This window comes from Paenibacillus sp. FSL P4-0127 (assembly GCF_038007325.1).
Classification (GTDB): Bacteria; Bacillota; Bacilli; order Paenibacillales; family Paenibacillaceae; genus Fontibacillus; species Fontibacillus macerans.
On the sequence record NZ_JBBOWY010000001.1, the window covers coordinates 2262656 to 2278428 of the forward strand.

General features: G+C 53.4%; 15 protein-coding genes, 1 pseudogene and 1 riboswitch. Of the genes and pseudogenes, 11 read left to right on the forward strand and 5 right to left on the reverse strand.

Translation table 11 applies throughout. The annotated features are described in order from the left end of the window. Nucleotides 1-24: 24 nt before the first annotated feature. Nucleotides 25-858: pseudogene (locus NYE74_RS10070) on the reverse strand (DUF2515 family protein); the annotation flags it as partial. A gap of 906 nt (nucleotides 859-1764) precedes the next feature. Between NYE74_RS10070 and NYE74_RS10075 the strand changes: the two are divergent. From NYE74_RS10075 to NYE74_RS10115, 9 genes are all read left to right on the forward strand, one after another. Next, complete coding sequence (locus tag NYE74_RS10075; RefSeq protein ID WP_036620049.1) at nucleotides 1765-2130, forward strand: thioredoxin family protein; 366 nt, start codon at nucleotides 1765-1767, stop codon at nucleotides 2128-2130. Between the two features lie 210 nt (nucleotides 2131-2340). Next, entirely contained in the window at nucleotides 2341-3291 is a 951-nt protein-coding gene (locus tag NYE74_RS10080; RefSeq protein WP_036620051.1) for a COX15/CtaA family protein, read from the forward strand. A gap of 15 nt (nucleotides 3292-3306) precedes the next feature. Then, on the forward strand, nucleotides 3307-5073 hold the full coding sequence (locus NYE74_RS10085; protein WP_036620052.1) for a UbiD family decarboxylase: 1767 nt from the start codon (nucleotides 3307-3309) through the stop codon (nucleotides 5071-5073). A gap of 15 nt (nucleotides 5074-5088) precedes the next feature. Next, nucleotides 5089-5805 (forward strand): Cthe_2314 family HEPN domain-containing protein, encoded by a 717-nt coding sequence (locus NYE74_RS10090; RefSeq protein ID WP_213510960.1) that lies wholly within the window; start codon nucleotides 5089-5091, stop codon nucleotides 5803-5805. 100 nt (nucleotides 5806-5905) lie between these two features. After that, nucleotides 5906-6063: riboswitch (SAM riboswitch) on the forward strand. A 350-nt stretch (nucleotides 6064-6413) separates the two neighbouring features. Further along, nucleotides 6414-7430 (forward strand): methionine ABC transporter ATP-binding protein, encoded by a 1017-nt coding sequence (locus NYE74_RS10095; RefSeq protein WP_124333143.1) that lies wholly within the window; start codon nucleotides 6414-6416, stop codon nucleotides 7428-7430. Continuing rightward, nucleotides 7430-8098, forward strand: coding sequence for a methionine ABC transporter permease (locus NYE74_RS10100; protein ID WP_124333142.1), 669 nt, complete (start codon nucleotides 7430-7432; stop codon nucleotides 8096-8098). Before NYE74_RS10095 ends, NYE74_RS10100 begins: the two co-directional genes overlap by 1 nt. A 61-nt stretch (nucleotides 8099-8159) precedes the next feature. After that, nucleotides 8160-9047, forward strand: a complete 888-nt coding sequence (locus NYE74_RS10105; protein ID WP_124333141.1) for a MetQ/NlpA family ABC transporter substrate-binding protein — start codon at nucleotides 8160-8162, stop codon at nucleotides 9045-9047. 498 nt (nucleotides 9048-9545) lie between these two features. Then, nucleotides 9546-10241, forward strand: coding sequence for a DUF2461 domain-containing protein (locus tag NYE74_RS10110; RefSeq protein WP_155619587.1), 696 nt, complete (start codon nucleotides 9546-9548; stop codon nucleotides 10239-10241). Between the two features lie 80 nt (nucleotides 10242-10321). Beyond that, the gene (locus tag NYE74_RS10115) at nucleotides 10322-11095 is read left to right on the forward strand and encodes an SDR family oxidoreductase (protein ID WP_036620064.1); all 774 of its coding nucleotides are present in this window, start codon (nucleotides 10322-10324) and stop codon (nucleotides 11093-11095) included. An 80-nt stretch (nucleotides 11096-11175) separates the two neighbouring features. Here NYE74_RS10115 and NYE74_RS10120 read toward each other — a convergent pair whose 3' ends face one another. Beyond that, on the reverse strand, nucleotides 11176-11421 hold the full coding sequence (locus NYE74_RS10120; RefSeq protein ID WP_036620067.1) for a NifU family protein: 246 nt from the start codon (nucleotides 11419-11421) through the stop codon (nucleotides 11176-11178). Between the two features lie 79 nt (nucleotides 11422-11500). Between NYE74_RS10120 and NYE74_RS10125 the strand changes: the two genes are divergently transcribed. After that, nucleotides 11501-11740: a YuzB family protein gene (locus NYE74_RS10125; protein ID WP_036620069.1), complete on the forward strand. Its 240-nt coding sequence runs from the start codon at nucleotides 11501-11503 to the stop codon at nucleotides 11738-11740. A gap of 28 nt (nucleotides 11741-11768) precedes the next feature. On the opposite strand, the gene NYE74_RS10130 is transcribed toward NYE74_RS10125, so the two are convergent. Together NYE74_RS10130 and mqnE are read right to left on the reverse strand one after the other, a co-directional pair. Next, a complete protein-coding gene (locus NYE74_RS10130) occupies nucleotides 11769-12836 on the reverse strand; it encodes an NAD(P)/FAD-dependent oxidoreductase (protein ID WP_036620070.1) in 1068 nt (355 codons plus the stop codon). A 49-nt stretch (nucleotides 12837-12885) separates the two neighbouring features. Then, on the reverse strand, nucleotides 12886-13992 hold the full coding sequence (gene mqnE, locus NYE74_RS10135; RefSeq protein ID WP_036620072.1) for an aminofutalosine synthase MqnE: 1107 nt from the start codon (nucleotides 13990-13992) through the stop codon (nucleotides 12886-12888). A 196-nt stretch (nucleotides 13993-14188) separates the two neighbouring features. Here mqnE and NYE74_RS10140 point away from each other — a divergent pair, with 196 nt between their 5' ends. Further along, the gene (locus NYE74_RS10140) at nucleotides 14189-14545 is read left to right on the forward strand and encodes a HesB/IscA family protein (protein WP_036620073.1); all 357 of its coding nucleotides are present in this window, start codon (nucleotides 14189-14191) and stop codon (nucleotides 14543-14545) included. A gap of 1004 nt (nucleotides 14546-15549) precedes the next feature. Here the strand turns inward: NYE74_RS10140 and NYE74_RS10145 are convergent. Then, nucleotides 15550-15771, reverse strand: coding sequence for a helix-turn-helix domain-containing protein (locus tag NYE74_RS10145; RefSeq protein ID WP_036620074.1), 222 nt, complete (start codon nucleotides 15769-15771; stop codon nucleotides 15550-15552). Between the last annotated feature and the right edge of the window lie 2 nt (nucleotides 15772-15773).

Sequence of the window (15773 nt, forward strand, 5' to 3'; positions counted from 1 at the left end):
ACCGGAAGCCGTTCCGGCGGTCTCAGCCGCGCCACCATTCCCTCCTTCTTCCCGTTCCAGCAGCGGAAACACGACTTGATTCAACCCGGCCAGGCTAAACAGATGAAACTTGGTTTTGCCCGTCACGTACTTTTGAAAATACGGATGGCGCACAACCCGCTTTTCGATGTAATTTTGCTCGTTGATGATCAGTCCGACGGTGAGCAAAGCGCTGCCCCGGTCAATCCAAAAACGCTCCCAAAACGGCCGCATAAACCGCGATACATGAAAATACGGAAGCAGATGGAAGTGGCTGGCCCCGCGTTCCCGGCTCTTCATATAAAGCAGCAGTTGGGGGTAAGCGTCCTGGAAAATAAGCGCATTGTTTCTCTCCAAAAACCGGTAGTTCAACCGTATCTCCTCGGCATCGATGATGTCGGCCATGCGGCTGCCGCTTAAATCGGTCATATTCCATCCCGCATTGCGGGATACCATATGGGCGAGGAACGCCCAATGCAATTCGGGATACGCCTCATAGCAGGCCAGGTATGCCGCGGTGCGGGTGATATTGCTGACACCGGCCCGGCTCGTCTCGGCGGCGATCTCCTCGGCCAAAGCCAGATCCTCGGGGCTCCAAAACGGCTTCTCCGCCGGCCGGGAGGTTACGCCGCGCCGCAGCATGTCCTCGATGTCGGCGATGACGGTGCGGGCGGCCGACTCGTTCCAGTCCAAAGCCAGCGCTTCTTCGCGCATCCGTGAGGAATCGGCGAATTGGGCGGTTTTATTTTTGACGAGGCTTTTGACGATCGCGGGCAGCCGGTTGATCAGCTTTTTGGCGCTTTCGGGCAACGCGTTGTGGCGGCGAGGCTGCGAACTCATGGCGGAGGGCTCCCTCCCCTTATTTCAAATTTATTCATCCGGTATCCGGATTCTGACGGAAACGCTGGACTGCGGGCCGCAGCAGCGGCTAAGGATAGTCGGAATTACTGATCATCCCCATAACCCGCTCCGTTCCTCCACCCCTCATTGGAAAAATCCAATAGATTGACCGACATCGACCGCAATATTGAGCTCTCACCCGCAAAAATCCAATAGAATTCGCTCAAATCTCCGTTTTGCACCCTACCGTGCCTATTCTATTGGAAATATCCAATCAAGCTGCCGCATTTGCTGCCCCATTTCCATTCTATTGGATATTTCCAATCAGAACGTGCTGCCTGACGTGATACACGACCGGGTACCCGACGTGTTGCCTGACGTACTGCCCGACGTGATACACACGAGCGGGTATCCGACCTGACACCCGCTGTGTTGCCTAAAGTGTTGCCTAAAGTGTTACCTAATGTGTTATCCGACATTTTGCCTAACGTGTTACCCGACCTGGTGCCCAGCGTGGAATCCCGTCACCCGATTATTTTCGGCTTGATTCAAGCAATTTGACTGGATAAATCCAATGGAATGAGCGAAAATAAGCCTAATCCTAAGCCTAAGCCGAGCGCGTCATGGCGTTAATCTGTTCCGGCGCAGCAGCATAGTCCCATGGAGATTGATCGCTTGGTTCAACTATATAGCCATATCGTGTTTCTCTATAGCCATATCGTGCTTCTCCATAGCCATATGGTATTTCGCCTTAGTCATATCCTGTTTCGCCGCTTCCGGCTTCATTACCGGAGCGCCCAGCCAGACAATGGTTATTTACTTGCAAGTATGCCCAAAAAATTGACTTCCACTCCCGGATTTGGTTGACTTAAGGGGAGAGAGGAACAGAAAGGAAGGGAAGCTTAGATGAAAAAAGTTACATCTCCCGGAGAATTTCAGGTCAGCATCCAATCCAGCAGCCTGGTGATCGCGGTTTTTAAAGCGGACTGGTGCGGCGATTGCAAATTTATAGATCCTTTTATGCCGGAGGTCGAGGAAAAATACGCGGACCGGCTAACCTTCATCGAAGTGGATGTGGATCAGGTCGGCGAAGTGAGCCAGGAGCAAAACATTCTCGGCATTCCGAGCTTCGTGGCCTATACCGACGGCCGCGAGCTCGTTCGCTTCGTCAACAAGCTGCGCAAATCGCGCGAGGAGATCGAGCAGTTCATCGGGCGGGCGCTGGATGTTTACCATACGCTGCATGATACGCCGGAGAGAAGAGATCTGTGAAGAGGTAAAGCCGCCTTCAAAGCCGGTTTTAAAGCAGCACGCCTATTGCATACGTGCTTAATCAAGCCACCGCCCCGGCCAACCGGGGCGGTGGCTTCTTTTTTGTAACTTTTTACGCAGGTTGCCTATGAAAGAGGTTGCTTTATCGGTTATAATGAGAAGGATATGTCAACCGAATGAAGATAATGAAGATACAAAGGTGTGAACCATTTGAATACGAGACAATTAAAATGGCTCAGTTATGCTTCCTGCTTGGTGATGTTTCTGGCTACCTTGGGGGGCAGCGTCGTCACCAAAACGGAGTCCGGACTGGGCTGCGGCAATGAGTGGCCGCTTTGTCACGGCAAATTCGTGCCTGCCCATACGATCGCTTCGCTGATCGAGTATTCGCACCGGGCCGTGAGCGGAGCCGCCGGGCTGTTGTCGCTGGCGGTGTTCGTCGCTTTCTGGCTGTACCGGAAAAACCGCAGGGATCTCCAGCTCTTTTCTCTCCTGGCTTTGATTTTCGTGATGGTGCAGGCGTTCATGGGAGCGATGGCCGTCATCTATCCGACCTCCTCCTACGTAATGGCGCTGCATTTCGGTTTTTCGCTGATCGCTTTCGCCAGCTCGATTATGCTGGTGCTGGGCATCCGCCAGGAGGAACGCAGGCAGGCGGGATTCGCGCCAAAGGCCAGGGTGTCCAAAGCCTTCCGCAACCTGACCTGGATCGCAACCGGTTACACCTATATCGTCGTTTATCTCGGCGCCTACGTCAGCCATACCGATTCGGCGGGAGGCTGCAGCGGCTGGCCGTTATGCAACGGACAGTTGATCCCGGGACTCGCGGGGGGAGAGGGGATCGCCTTTACCCACCGGGTGGCCGCCTTCCTGCTGCTGCTCGTCATCGCCGCGCTTGGACATTTGGCCTTCTGGAAGCATCCCGATCTTCCCGAGATACGCAAGCTGGGGCTGGCCGCGACGCTGCTGGTCATCGTTCAAGTGTTCACCGGGGCGAGCATCGTGTTTACGCTGAACAACTATCATGTCTACTTGTTTACTTCGCTGGCGCACATTATCGTGCTGGCTGCGTTGTTCGGTGTGCTTTGTTACCTTAGCGTCCGCACTTGGCAGCTAAGCGGGAGGAACTCGGCCCTGGCCGATGCGCGCAAAGCGGTATAGGAGGATTGATCAACCATGAGTTATAAGAACTTGCGTCAATGGATCGATGCGCTGAAAAAAGAAAACCAGCTGGCGGTTATCGATGTTCCGGTCGATCCTTATCTGGAGCTGGCGGAAATCCACCGCCGGGTCATTGAGGAAGGCGGTCCGGCGCTGCTGTTCACGAACGTGAAAGGAACCCCGTTCCCGGTGGCGACCAATTTGTTCGGCACGGTGCGCCGTGTGGAAATGGCGTTTGGCACCCGTCCGGAAATGCTGGCGAACCGGCTGGTCGACGCGATACATAAGCTTTTGCCGCCTTCGCCGAAGGCGCTGTGGAATGAGCGGGGATTAATCCGGGAAGTGCTAAAAGTAGGGATGAAAACCGTCACCAAAAGCGATGCCCCGATTTTGGAGGTGTGCCGGACCGAAGCTCCGCTCAAGGATTTGCCGAAGGTGACCAGCTGGCAGGAGGATGGCGGCCCTTTCATCACTTTACCGCTCGTATATACGGAGAACCCGCTGCAGCCTAAGGAGAACAACCTCGGCATGTACCGGATTCAGCTGTACGACGATCAGACGACAGGGGTGCACTGGCAAATTCAAAAAGGCGGCGGCTTTCATTACCATGAGGCCGAGAAACGGGGCGAGCCGCTTCCGGTTTCGGTGTTTCTGGGCGGCCCGCCGGCGATGATCGCTTCGGCGATTTCCCCGGTGCCCGAGCATTTGTCCGAACTGCTCGTCGCTTCGTTTATTCTCGGCGAAAAGCTGCCGATGGTCGACAATCCGCTCGGCGGCCACCGGATTCCGGCGGAATCCGAATTCGCCATCACCGGGCTGGTGCCGCCGCATGAGCGCCGGCTGGAGGGCCCGTTCGGCGATCATTTCGGGTATTATTCCCTGCAGCATGAATTTCCGGTGCTGCACGTAAACCATATGTGGCACCGCAAGGACGCGATTTATCCGGCGACGATCGTCGGCAAGCCGCGCCAGGAAGATTATTATTTGGGCGACTTTCTGCAAAAGCTGCTGTCCCCGGCTTTCCCGATCGTCATGCCGGGCGTCCGCTCGCTCTGGACCTATGCGGAAAGCGGATTTCACGCGCTCAGCTCGGCGGTCGTCCGGGAGAGCTATTCCCGCGAAGCGCTTGTCTCGGCGCTGCGGATTTTGGGGGAAGGGCAGCTGTCGTTGACGAAGATTTTGATGCTGACGGACAAGCCGGTGGATCTGGCCGATTTCCGCCTGCTGCTTAAGACGGTGCTGGAGCGCTTCGATCCGCGTACGGACTTGTTTATCCTAAACAATACCTCGCATGATACGCTGGATTATACCGGGCGCAAGCTGAACCACGGCAGCAAGGCGATTCTGATCGGGGTCGGAGACCCGGTGCGCGAGCTGCCGCAGGCTTACGACGAGGGCGAGATTGCCGAGATCGAGCGGATCCGCGTGTTTCATGACGGATGCCTGGTCGTGTCCGGGGCGTCTTACGAGAAGGAGCCTAAGCTTGCGGAACGGCTGCTTGGCCGGCTGCGCGAACGCGGCACGAGCTGGCCGCTGGTCGTCCTGGTCGATGACGCCGACGCGGCGACCCGGAACCAGACCGCCTTTTTATGGACGGTGTTTACGCGCTTTAATCCGGCGGACGATATTTTTGCCGCGGCCGAGGTGCGCCAGCATCATCTGGCCTATACGCTGCCGCTGGTCGTCGATGCCCGGATGAAGCCGGGGTATCCCGACGAACTGTTTCCGCGGGAAGATATCGTGTCTTTGGTGGATGAGCGCTGGAAATCTTATTTTTCGTGAAACGGGGACTAACGAATGCTGCGAAGCTTACTTGGCGAACCGCCGAGACGAAATGAAGGCCGGCTGGCCGAGACGTTGGGCGCGATGGCGCAAACCGTGAAGCTGCTGCAGCGGGAAATGAAGCGGCATCAAGATCCAACCCATGATTTCCGCAAGCTGGAAGTTTGGATGCACGGCCTGATTACCTCGTTGGACGAGTTGGAACAGTGTCTGTTTGCCGCGGCTTTTTTCCGCAAAAAAGTGCGGACCGGTTTCGTGGACGATATGGGCTCGGACGAACGGGAGAATTATGCGCGGTACGTCTTTTTTTACAAGGACGGGTTTATTCGGGTGTTTTCCTCTCTGGACAAGCTGGGCACGGTGCTGAACGAGCTGTTCGATTTGAACACGTCCAAGGTCAAGACGCATTTTTCCTACTTTACGGTGCTGCGCCAATTTGCTCATCTAAAGGTACATCCCGAGCTGGGCGGCAAGCTGACGGCGATCAAGGAGGAGTACGGTGAGGTGCTGGGGGTGCTCAGGCGCCGGCGGAACACGGAAATCCATTACATGAACTCGGAAATGAAGGACGATCTGTGGCAGCGGCACCAGGCCCTTTACGGGAAGATCGAACTGGAGGATCTCGACCGGCATCTGCGGGATTTGGAGCAGGGTTACCGCATGGTTTGCGAAACCTTTTGGACCGTTTTCGATTATACGAACCGGCGGTGGAAAAAGGTCACAACAAGCTGACTTCAAATGAGCTATTTTTCCTTTGACAAAATGCGAGAAAGTCTTTATACTCAACAATAGTTTCAGAAAGCGTGAAATAGTTTCATCCAATTTAATATTTTTCTTATCGAGAGAGGCGGAGGGAAAGGCCCGATGAAGCCCAGCAACCGATTCGACCAGGGTGTTTTCGCGGGTAACCGCGGAGCTTGGCGGATGTCATGGTGCTAATTCCTTCAAAACCGATGGCTGCAGTGGCAGATTGGTTTTGGCAGATGAGAAGGCATTGTCTTTACGTAAAGAGAGCCCTTTGATTCTGTCAGGGGCTCTTTATTTATATAAGTGCGTGTTCAAAAAGTCGGGTTTTCAGGACCGAAGCGTATGCTTCCGAAGTGCGTTTTTTCAAAACGCTTGAGTTGGATGAAGCCAGGGACGAAAGTAGCGGAGCGTAGACAGATCTACGTGAGTCAAATGTTTCCGAAGGAAACATGCTTCGGAAGCATCCGCTTGGAAGGCCCGGCTGAATTCAAGATTCGATGCCCGATTTACTCCCTGAACTACTTCGTCATGGAAAGACGACTTTTTGAACAACCTCTATAAGCGGAAACGGCATGGAAAAGGGGGTTAGGAGCTTGATTGAACTCAAAGGCATCACCAAAATTTACAGCGGCAAAAAAACGTCGACCACCGCGTTGTCGGGCCTCAATATGAGCGTGCAAAAAGGGGAAATCTTCGGCGTCATCGGCCACTCGGGCGCCGGCAAAAGCACGCTGATCCGCTGCATCAATTTGCTGGAACGTCCGACGCAAGGCGAGGTATGGGTCGGCGGCGTGGAGCTGACGAAGCTGGGCAAACGCGAGCTGCAGCAGCAGCGGCGCAAAATCGGCATGATTTTTCAGCATTTTAACCTGCTGTCGTCGGCTACCGTTTATGATAACATCGCTTTTCCACTGACGCTGATCGGAACGCCGAAGGCGGTCATTGCGGAAAAGGTGAACAGCTTGCTAACATTGGTCGGTCTGGAAGAGCACCGCCATAAATATCCGGCGCAGCTGTCCGGGGGCCAGAAGCAGCGGGTCGGCATCGCCCGGGCGCTGGCGAGCGATCCCGATGTCCTGCTGTGCGACGAAGCGACCTCGGCGCTCGATCCGCAAACGACGGATTCGATTTTGAAGCTGCTGCTGGACATCAATAAGAAGTTCCATTTAACGATTTTGCTCATTACGCACGAGATGCACGTCATTCAAAGCATCTGCGACCGGGTGGCGGTCATTCATGAGGGCGGCATCGTCGAGGAAGGGCCGGTAACCGAGGTGTTTCTGAAGCCGAAGCATCCGGTCACGCGCGAGTTTATCCACCGGGACGCCGCCGGGGAGGAAGGCGTCAAGCTGGCCGCTTCGGTGCCCCGTCCGGCATGGTCCCGGCTGGTGAAGATCACGTTCCTCGGGGCAAAGACGTATGAGTCGGTATTGTCCCAGGTCGTCCGGGAGACCGGTGTGAATTTCGCCATCCTGCAGGGGACGATCTCGACGATCAAGGAAGTGCCTTATGGGCAGCTTACCGTATCTTTTGAGGGCGCGGACGCCGATGTCGACCGGACGCTGGCGCTCCTGAAAGCACGGGATCTTGATGTGGAGGTGATCGGATAATGTGGAACGTGGATTTCGCCGGGTTGGATTGGCCCGAAATGGGCACGGCCACGATCGATACGCTGAAAATGCTGGGATATGCCTCCCTGTTTACGTTTTTGATCGGGCTTCCGCTTGGGGTGCTGCTGTATACCTGTTCCCGTTCGTCGTCCGCAGTGCTCGCTTGGATTTACCGGATTGTCTCGTTTATCGTCAATATCCTGCGCTCGGTGCCGTTTATCATTTTGATCGTCGCCTTGATTCCGGTGACCCGGGCGATCATGGGCGTTTCGACCGGCGTGGAAGGGACGATTCCGCCGCTGGTGATCGGGGCCGCTCCGTTTTTCGCCCGCTTGGTGGAAACGGCGTTGCGCGAAGTTGATCGCGGGGTGATTGAGGCGTCACAGGCGATGGGCGCCTCGCCTGTTCAAATCATCCGCAAGGTGCTGCTGCCGGAATCGCTGCCCGGCCTGATCGCGGGGATGACGATCACCGTCGTTACGCTCGTGTCCTACACGGCGATGTCGGGCATGGTCGGCGGGGGCGGACTCGGCGACCTGGCCATCCGTTACGGCTATTACCGTTATGAATCGGGCGTGATGATTGTCTCTGTCGTATTCATGGTTATTCTGGTGCAGGTGCTGCAAATGCTGGGCGACCGGCTGGTTATCTTTTTTACGCGGAAATAAGGAATGACTCAAATAGATATGAATCCTTATTCAAAACACATTTTAAGGGGGAAGAACTGCAATGAAAAAATGGACTTTATCTTTGCTTACGCTGGCGCTTGTATTGGTGCTTTCGGCTTGCGGCAGCAACAACGCGGCAAACAGCGGTGCGGGCAGCGCCGCTGGCGGTAACTCCGGCGGGGCGAATGCCGGGGCTGCTCAAGGCAGTGCGGAAGGCGGAGACACGAATACTGCGGTAAAACTGGTGGTAGGCGCAACGTCGCCCCACGCCGACATTTTAAAATTTATCGCTCCGAAGTTGAAAGAGGAAGGCGTTGAGCTTGAAGTTAAAGAGTTCACCGATTATGTGCAGCCTAACGTACAGCTTTTCGAAAAAGAACTCGATGCGAACTATTTCCAGCATCAGCCTTATCTTGACGAGCAAAACAAGCAAAACGGCTTTAATCTCGTTCCGGTGGTAGGCGTTCACGTTGAGCCGTTTGGCGCTTATTCGAACAAATACAAATCCGTGGACGAAATTCCGGACGGCGCGAAAGTGGCCATCCCGAACGACCCGACGAACGGCGGACGCGCGCTGCTGCTGCTGCAGAAACAAGGCTTGATCAAGCTGAAAGAGGGCGCGGGCATTACCGCCACGAAAAAGGACATTGCGGAAAATCCGAAAAACCTGGAGATCACAGAGAACGAGGCCGCTATGTTGCCTCGCCTGCTGCCTGAAGTGGATCTGGCGCTGATCAACACGAACTTTGCGCTGAAAGCCGCTTTGAACCCGACGAAGGACGCTTTGTTCATTGAGGACAAAGACTCGCCGTACACCAACCTTTTGGTAGCCCGTCCGGACAACAAAGATTCCGAGGCGATCCAAAAGCTGGCCAAAGCGTTGACATCCGACGAGGTCAGAACGTTCATCAACGATACGTACAAAGGCGCGCTTGTGCCGGTATTTTAAGCCATTGTTATAGTTATCCCGCTGCGAGAGCAGCGGGATTTTTCTGTTATTGGCGACTCCTGCACGTACCTGTCTGGTACATTGTTGAATAATTGTAGAATGTACACTTATCTACTAGGATATGTGGTTATATGAGTGTTAAATGCAAATCCTGCACTTAAATCTGTGTAATCCCAAGGGACGACGGAATTGTTTGGGTGTAGTTGCATGATATGCAATTAAAGCATATGACTCAGTAACTTTAGTTAAATCTAGTTGTAACTTTTACAACTAACCGTTCAAATACGTGTACCGATAGACGTGTCTTTCACGTGATTTTAAATTTGTCCAACATTTGTACACCCTCCAAAATAAAGGGGAAAGGGATGAGTTTGCAGAATAACATGCTCAACCGGAAACAAAGTTAACCGATGATATTTATCTAAGCGGGATGACTGGCTTTGCACAAAACGCAGAACGGTTTTGCCGGAACTAGTTCTTAAAAGGAGGTTGTTGTCCATGGGTTCGGTTCAACCCGGAGCTTTTCAAGGTTTTTTCCCCGAAACATTGACGTTCCTGGAGGAAGTGCAGCGCAACAATTCCAAGCCGTGGTTTGAGGAAAATAGAGCGGTATATACGCGGTTTTTGCTGGAGCCGATGCAGTCGTTGGTGGCGGATTTAAGCGAAGGTATGCTGGACATCGATCCGCTGCTGGAAACCCGGCCGGCCGTCAATAAAACGATCTCGCGCATCCATTGCGACACCCGTTTTTCGAAGGATAAGCTCTTGTACCGCAACACCATGTGGATTGCGTTTAAACGGCCTTCCAAGGAATGGAGGGACGCTCCGGCGTTTTTCTTCGAGCTGCATCCCGATTCTTATCGTTACGGCATGGGATATTACGGCGCAACCAAAGAAACGATGGACAAGCTGCGCGAATGGATCGATGCTGAGCCTGAGCAGTTTCAACGAGTCACTTCATTTTTCAACTCGCAAAATACGTTTGTGATCGAAGGGGAGCGTTACAAGCGAATTCTTGATCCGGCAAAATCCGCTGAAGTGCTGAACTGGTATCAGCGTAAAAACTTGTATTTGGTCCATAACGAGGTCGTTAACGACAAGCTGTTCAGTTCCGGGTTGGTCCGGGATCTTGCGTCCGGCTTCAATTTATTGGCGAAATTGTACCATAGTCTGTACAAGCTCAAAACAATGTAAAGTCTTTGGCCGTTTGTAGGAACACGCCAAATCTTTTATACTTGAAGTAAACGTGCAGTTTGGGAGGAGGAGTAGGAACGTTGCTGGGTAAGGTTGCCCTAATCACCGGGAGCGCCAAAGGTCTCGGAAAAAAGACGGCGCTGACGCTGGCCGCGCAAGGCTGCAATATCGCGCTGAATTACGTACATAGCGAATCGGAAGCGCTCTCCCTTCGTTCCGAAATCGAGCGGATGGGCGTGCGCTGCATCGCGGTGCAGGCGGACATATCGCATGGAGAGCAAATCGAAGATCTGGCCCGGCAGGTGAACGAAAGCTTGGGGACGATCGACATCCTCGTCAACAACGCCGGTCCTTTCATCCGGGAGCGCAAGCTGTTCGCCGAATACAGCCAGGGGGAAATTCTGGAGATGATCAACGGCAATCTTGTCGGAACGATGCTGCTGGATCATCAGGTGCTACAGGGCATGCGGGAAAAAAGCTGGGGACGGATCATTCACTTCGGCTTCGGGCACGCGGCGGAATCCCGGGCCTGGCCGCACCGCGCGGTGTATGCCGCCGCCAAAACGGGACTCGTCTCCTTTACGAAGACGCTCGCTGTCGAAGAAGCGCCGTACGGGATTACCGTCAATATGGTATGCCCCGGCGACATTCGCGGGCGGAACAAGGAGATTTCGATCCGCGAGGCGAGGGAGAAGCAGGACGGCGAAACGCCGCTCGGCCGGCCCGGCAGCGGCGAGGACATCGCTCGCGTCATCGCTTTTTTGTGCCATCCGGATTCCGATTTCATCACCGGGAACATTATGGACATTTCCGGCGGGCTGGACCCGATCCGCCCGTGGATCAAACCTATGTAATGCATAGCGGCAAATAAAAAAAACTCGGCCTCGCCGGCTAAAACCGGTCGGGCCGAGTTTATTATTGCATCATGATGGTCTTAGAATACTTGGACTACCTCTTCCACGCCTTCCACTTCTTCAAACAGGGCGCGTTCGATCCCCGCTTTGAGCGTGATGGTGGAGCTTGGGCAGCTGCCGCAGGCACCCATCAGTTTCAGTTTGACGATACCGTCCTCCACGTCGACCAATTCAACGTCGCCGCCATCGCGTTGCAGGAAAGGACGCAGTTTGTCGAGCACTTCGGAAACTTCGTCATACAATCTATCTTGTACATTTTCGCTCATCTATGTTCAACTCCTTTCTTGACTTATTATAATACAGAATAGATAAAATTTAAATGCTTCTTAAGCGGGAGGCCGAAAAGTGAAGCCGATTATTGAATTTTGTGCAAACAATGCCGGTTTTGGGACCGGCGAGGCGATCCGCAAAGTGCGTGAATTGCAGGATTGCGATGTTTACGAATACGGCTGCCTGACCAACTGCGGTACCTGCTTTATGTTCCCATACGTGCTGGTCGACGGGGAGCCGGTGGAGGCGGAAAACGCCGACCGGCTGTATGAGCGGATTCTGCTGAAAATTAAGGAATCCGCGTCCGCGGACTAACGCAAATTACATCAGGCACATTCCGGGTTTATCCAATATGATGCTTGGACATCCACAGCACGCCGCTTTTGAGCAGGCGCGGGACGCGGCCCTTCACCTGCGTTTTGCCCATGAGGCCGAAACCGGCTTTTTTGCCCAAGGAGCCCAGCGTCCCTTTCAGCTTGATCGGGTGCAGCCGGGGCTGTTCGCCGGGCCACAACGCGGAGGCGACTTGAGCGATTTGATGGCCTTGTCCTTCGGCCGCCTGCGCGCTGGGCGAAAACGGCAGGCTGGCGCAGTCGCCGCACACGAACACTTCCGGATGCTCCGGAATTTGATGGTATTCGTTCAGCAGCACGCGGCCCTGGCGATCCTTGGCCACATCCAGCGCCTGTACGATGTCGACGGGGCGGATGCCGGCCGTCCAGACGGTGACATCGGAAAGGATGTCGCCTTGTTCATGGTGAATGACCCCGGGTTCGAGGGATTGAATCGCTATATGGGACAGCGTTTCAACCTCATGCTCATGGAACCATTTCTCCACATATTCCGAAAGCTTCGGCGGAAAAGCGGAGAGCACGCGCGAACCGTGGTCAATGATGGCGATGTTCAGGTCCGGCCGGCTTTCCCGCAGCTCGGCGGCGACTTCGACGCCGCTGAGTCCGCCGCCGACGATGTTGATTTTACTGTACGGCTTCGCGTTGTTCAGCCGCAAATACGTTTCGCGAACCGCGGCGAACGACTGGATGGTGTAAGAATACTCCGCCGCTCCGGGAATCCCGTGGAAATTGTCGGTGCATCCCAGGGCGATCACCAACTGGTCATATTCCAACGGTTCGCCGTCTTGAAATAAAATGCGCCGCTGCTCCAAATCCACCGAGGCGACTTCCCCGAATTTGATCGTAAGCCCGGGATAATCGGGAAAAGAAACCCGCAATTCATGGTCCGAGGCGGTTCCTGCCGCCAGGGCGTAGTATTCGGTTTTTAAGCTTTGAAAGGGCATTCGATCAACGAGGACGACTTGTATGTCCGAAGGGATGCGGCGGCCTTTGAACAGCTCGTGAATCACGGTCGTTCCGCCGTACCCTCCGCCAAGAACAACGAACTGCTTCTTCATTCGAATTCCCCTTTTGCCGGAACTTTAGGCGCAAGGCTTGATCCGGTCTTTATTCGTAAACTTTGATTTCGTTGTAGAACGTGTCCCGCTCCACCGGGATGCGCCCGGCCCCTTTGACGAGCCAGATCAGCTCTTTCAGCGTGAGCCCTTCCGGCGTTTGCGCTCCGGCCGCGTGGCTGATTTGCTCCTTCAAAATCGTGCCGTGCACGTCGGAGGCTCCGAACGTGAGAGCGACTTGCGTCAGCTGCACGCCGATATTGATGAAATACGCCTTGATATGCTGGATATTGTCGAGCATCAGCCGGCTGATCGCGATCGTTTTGAGATCCTCGTACGCGGAATTCCGGCGCATAATGCTGGCGTTTTTGTTGCGCGGCTGCATGGACAGCGGAATAAACACGCTGAATCCGCCGGTCTCGTCCTGAAGCTCGCGGATTTGAATCATGTGGCGAATCCGGTCCTCATACGATTCGATCGATCCGTACAGCATCGTCGTAGGCGTTTTCATGCCTAGCTCGTGAGCGGTCCGGTGAACGTCCAAATACTGCTGGACATTCGCTTTCTCCACCTTCATTTTTTCCCGGTATTGGTCGGATAAAATTTCCGCGCCGCCGCCGGTTAACGACTGCAGGCCGGCTTTTTGCAGCTCCACCAGCACTTCCTTGGTGCTGAGGCCGCTAAGCCGGGTGAAAAACTCGATTTCCGCCGCCGTATACGCCTTGAGCGTCACATCCGGAAAACGCTCCTTCAGCGCTTTGAGCGAATCCACATAATATTGAAAAGGAACATGATTATTATGCCCACCTACGATATGGAATTCTCGAACGCCGGGGGTAATGTGCTGCTCCACGAAAGCAACCATTTCCTCGCCGGACAGTGTGTATGCTCCTTCTTCGCCCTGATCTTTGCGGAAGCTGCAAAACGCGCAGTGCGACTCGCATACATTCGTAAAGTACAGGCTCATATTTTCGATAAAATAGACCTTTTTGCCGTTTTTCCGCAAATTGACCTCATTGGCTAATTGCCCAATAGTCAATATATCGTCGCTTTCATATAGATAGACCCCGTCCTCCAGAGTGAGGCGTTCCCCGCGGCGTACTTTATCGGCAATTTCCGCCATTTTTTGCTCCGTGTTGGGGGTGACGACTGTGGACATGACATTCCCTCCGTTTCCAACGATTCTGACAATGAAACCACCATCCTATTATAAACCTCACTTTTTAAGGGGGCAATAAGCCTCCCCCTTGGAAAATGATTCGGCAATGAGAAATATCGCATTTATCGGATTTATTGGATTTGTTGAGCGGATTCGGGTTGTGGAGTATAATTTCTTATAAAGGAGTGTGAAAAACATGATTACGATTAGCGACAGCGCATTGGCGCGGATTAAAGATATGCTCGCTGAGGAGGAAACGCCGAACATGTTCCTTCGCGTCGGGGTCAATCCCGGCGGCTGCAGCGGTTTTTCATATGGCATGGGACTCGACGATCAGGAAAGCGAAGACGACGTGTACATGGATGTCAAAGGGCTTAAAGTGGTGGTCGATAAGGAGAGCATCCGTTATCTGAACGGGCTGGAGATCGATTTCAAGGAATCCGGCATGAGCGGCGGCTTCACCATCCACAACCCAAACGCCATCGCCACCTGCGGCTGCGGACAGTCGTTCCGCTTTAAAGATGAGGAGGGGCAGCCGCAGCCTTGTGATTGAGGAAAGGCGTAGCGGCGCGGTTTCCATTTGTTGATCCAAGCGCAAGCCGAAACGGAAACCATTGCTCAAATGAACGTTTGGGGATGCGGCTCGCGGTGCTAAATTGAGCGTTATCGACCCCGATTAACTCTGTACATTAACAACCTCGAAATCAGTGTTTTAGGGTTGAAGATCACGGCCTCTACTGCGTAAATACACGCTTTGGAGGTCGTTTTATTATGTCGTTAAAAAAACGGGAGAGACGCGTTCCCAGGGGCCTGGACAGCCGCGAGTACCCACGAATCACACTGGACCCGCTGGACTTTGTGATAAGCGCTAAAAGGGCTGAGGGGCTGTGCGAAAGGACGCTTGTTGATTACGCCTAACCTAAAAATCGGTGCTTGATTAACGGGTTAATCTTGAATGATTAAGCTATTCGGAACATTTTCTACGCTAACGGTTGTCATCGGGCTTATTCGAGCGAAAAAGCAGTGGTTTCTATATTTAACGGTTGTCATTGCACTTATTTAGGCAAAACTGCCCCATTACTGCCGATAATACGGGAAATAGGCTCGCTGGCAACCGTTACAATTTGTACTCGCTCGTTTTTAGCCAAATAGCGTTGCCCGCAACCGTTAGATTTTTTTCGCCCTCTCAAAGTCAAAGCGATATTGGCGCAGACGAACCGCCACGATTTCGTAGGTTTCCAGAATTACGTCGGAATCGTGACGTTTTAGACAGCTGGCTTCGCATATCGGAGTTGTTGCGGTTTCTGATATTGATATTTTCGGCCGTGATTTGTCGGGAGATTCGGTCGGGCGAATCCGTGAGGGAATAAATTAAACTTAACATCATCGGTTATCCGCTTTTTCAGAAACAAAAAAGCGCAGACTCAATGCAAGGGATTTTGCTCCGAAGGTCTGCGCTTTTTAAAATTAAATTGACCTAATTATACTAGATGGTCGGTGGATGGTATGTACGAAATTGCACTTAATAGGTTCATTTATTCACTTTAGTGAAATAGATCATTTTTCACTATCAACCAGCATTATGATCTTGCTTATATCGTTAGTCCCCAATGCTTCAGCTATTTTAACAATATGTTCAAAATTGATGTTTTCCCGCTTTCCGTTGACTAATTCCGAAAGAGCAGCTCGCCGCACGTTTGACCGCGTCGAAAGTTCATTTAATGACATACCTCTTTCTGCGAGAAGTTCCCCAAAAGTGACCTTTACTTTCAATGCCATAA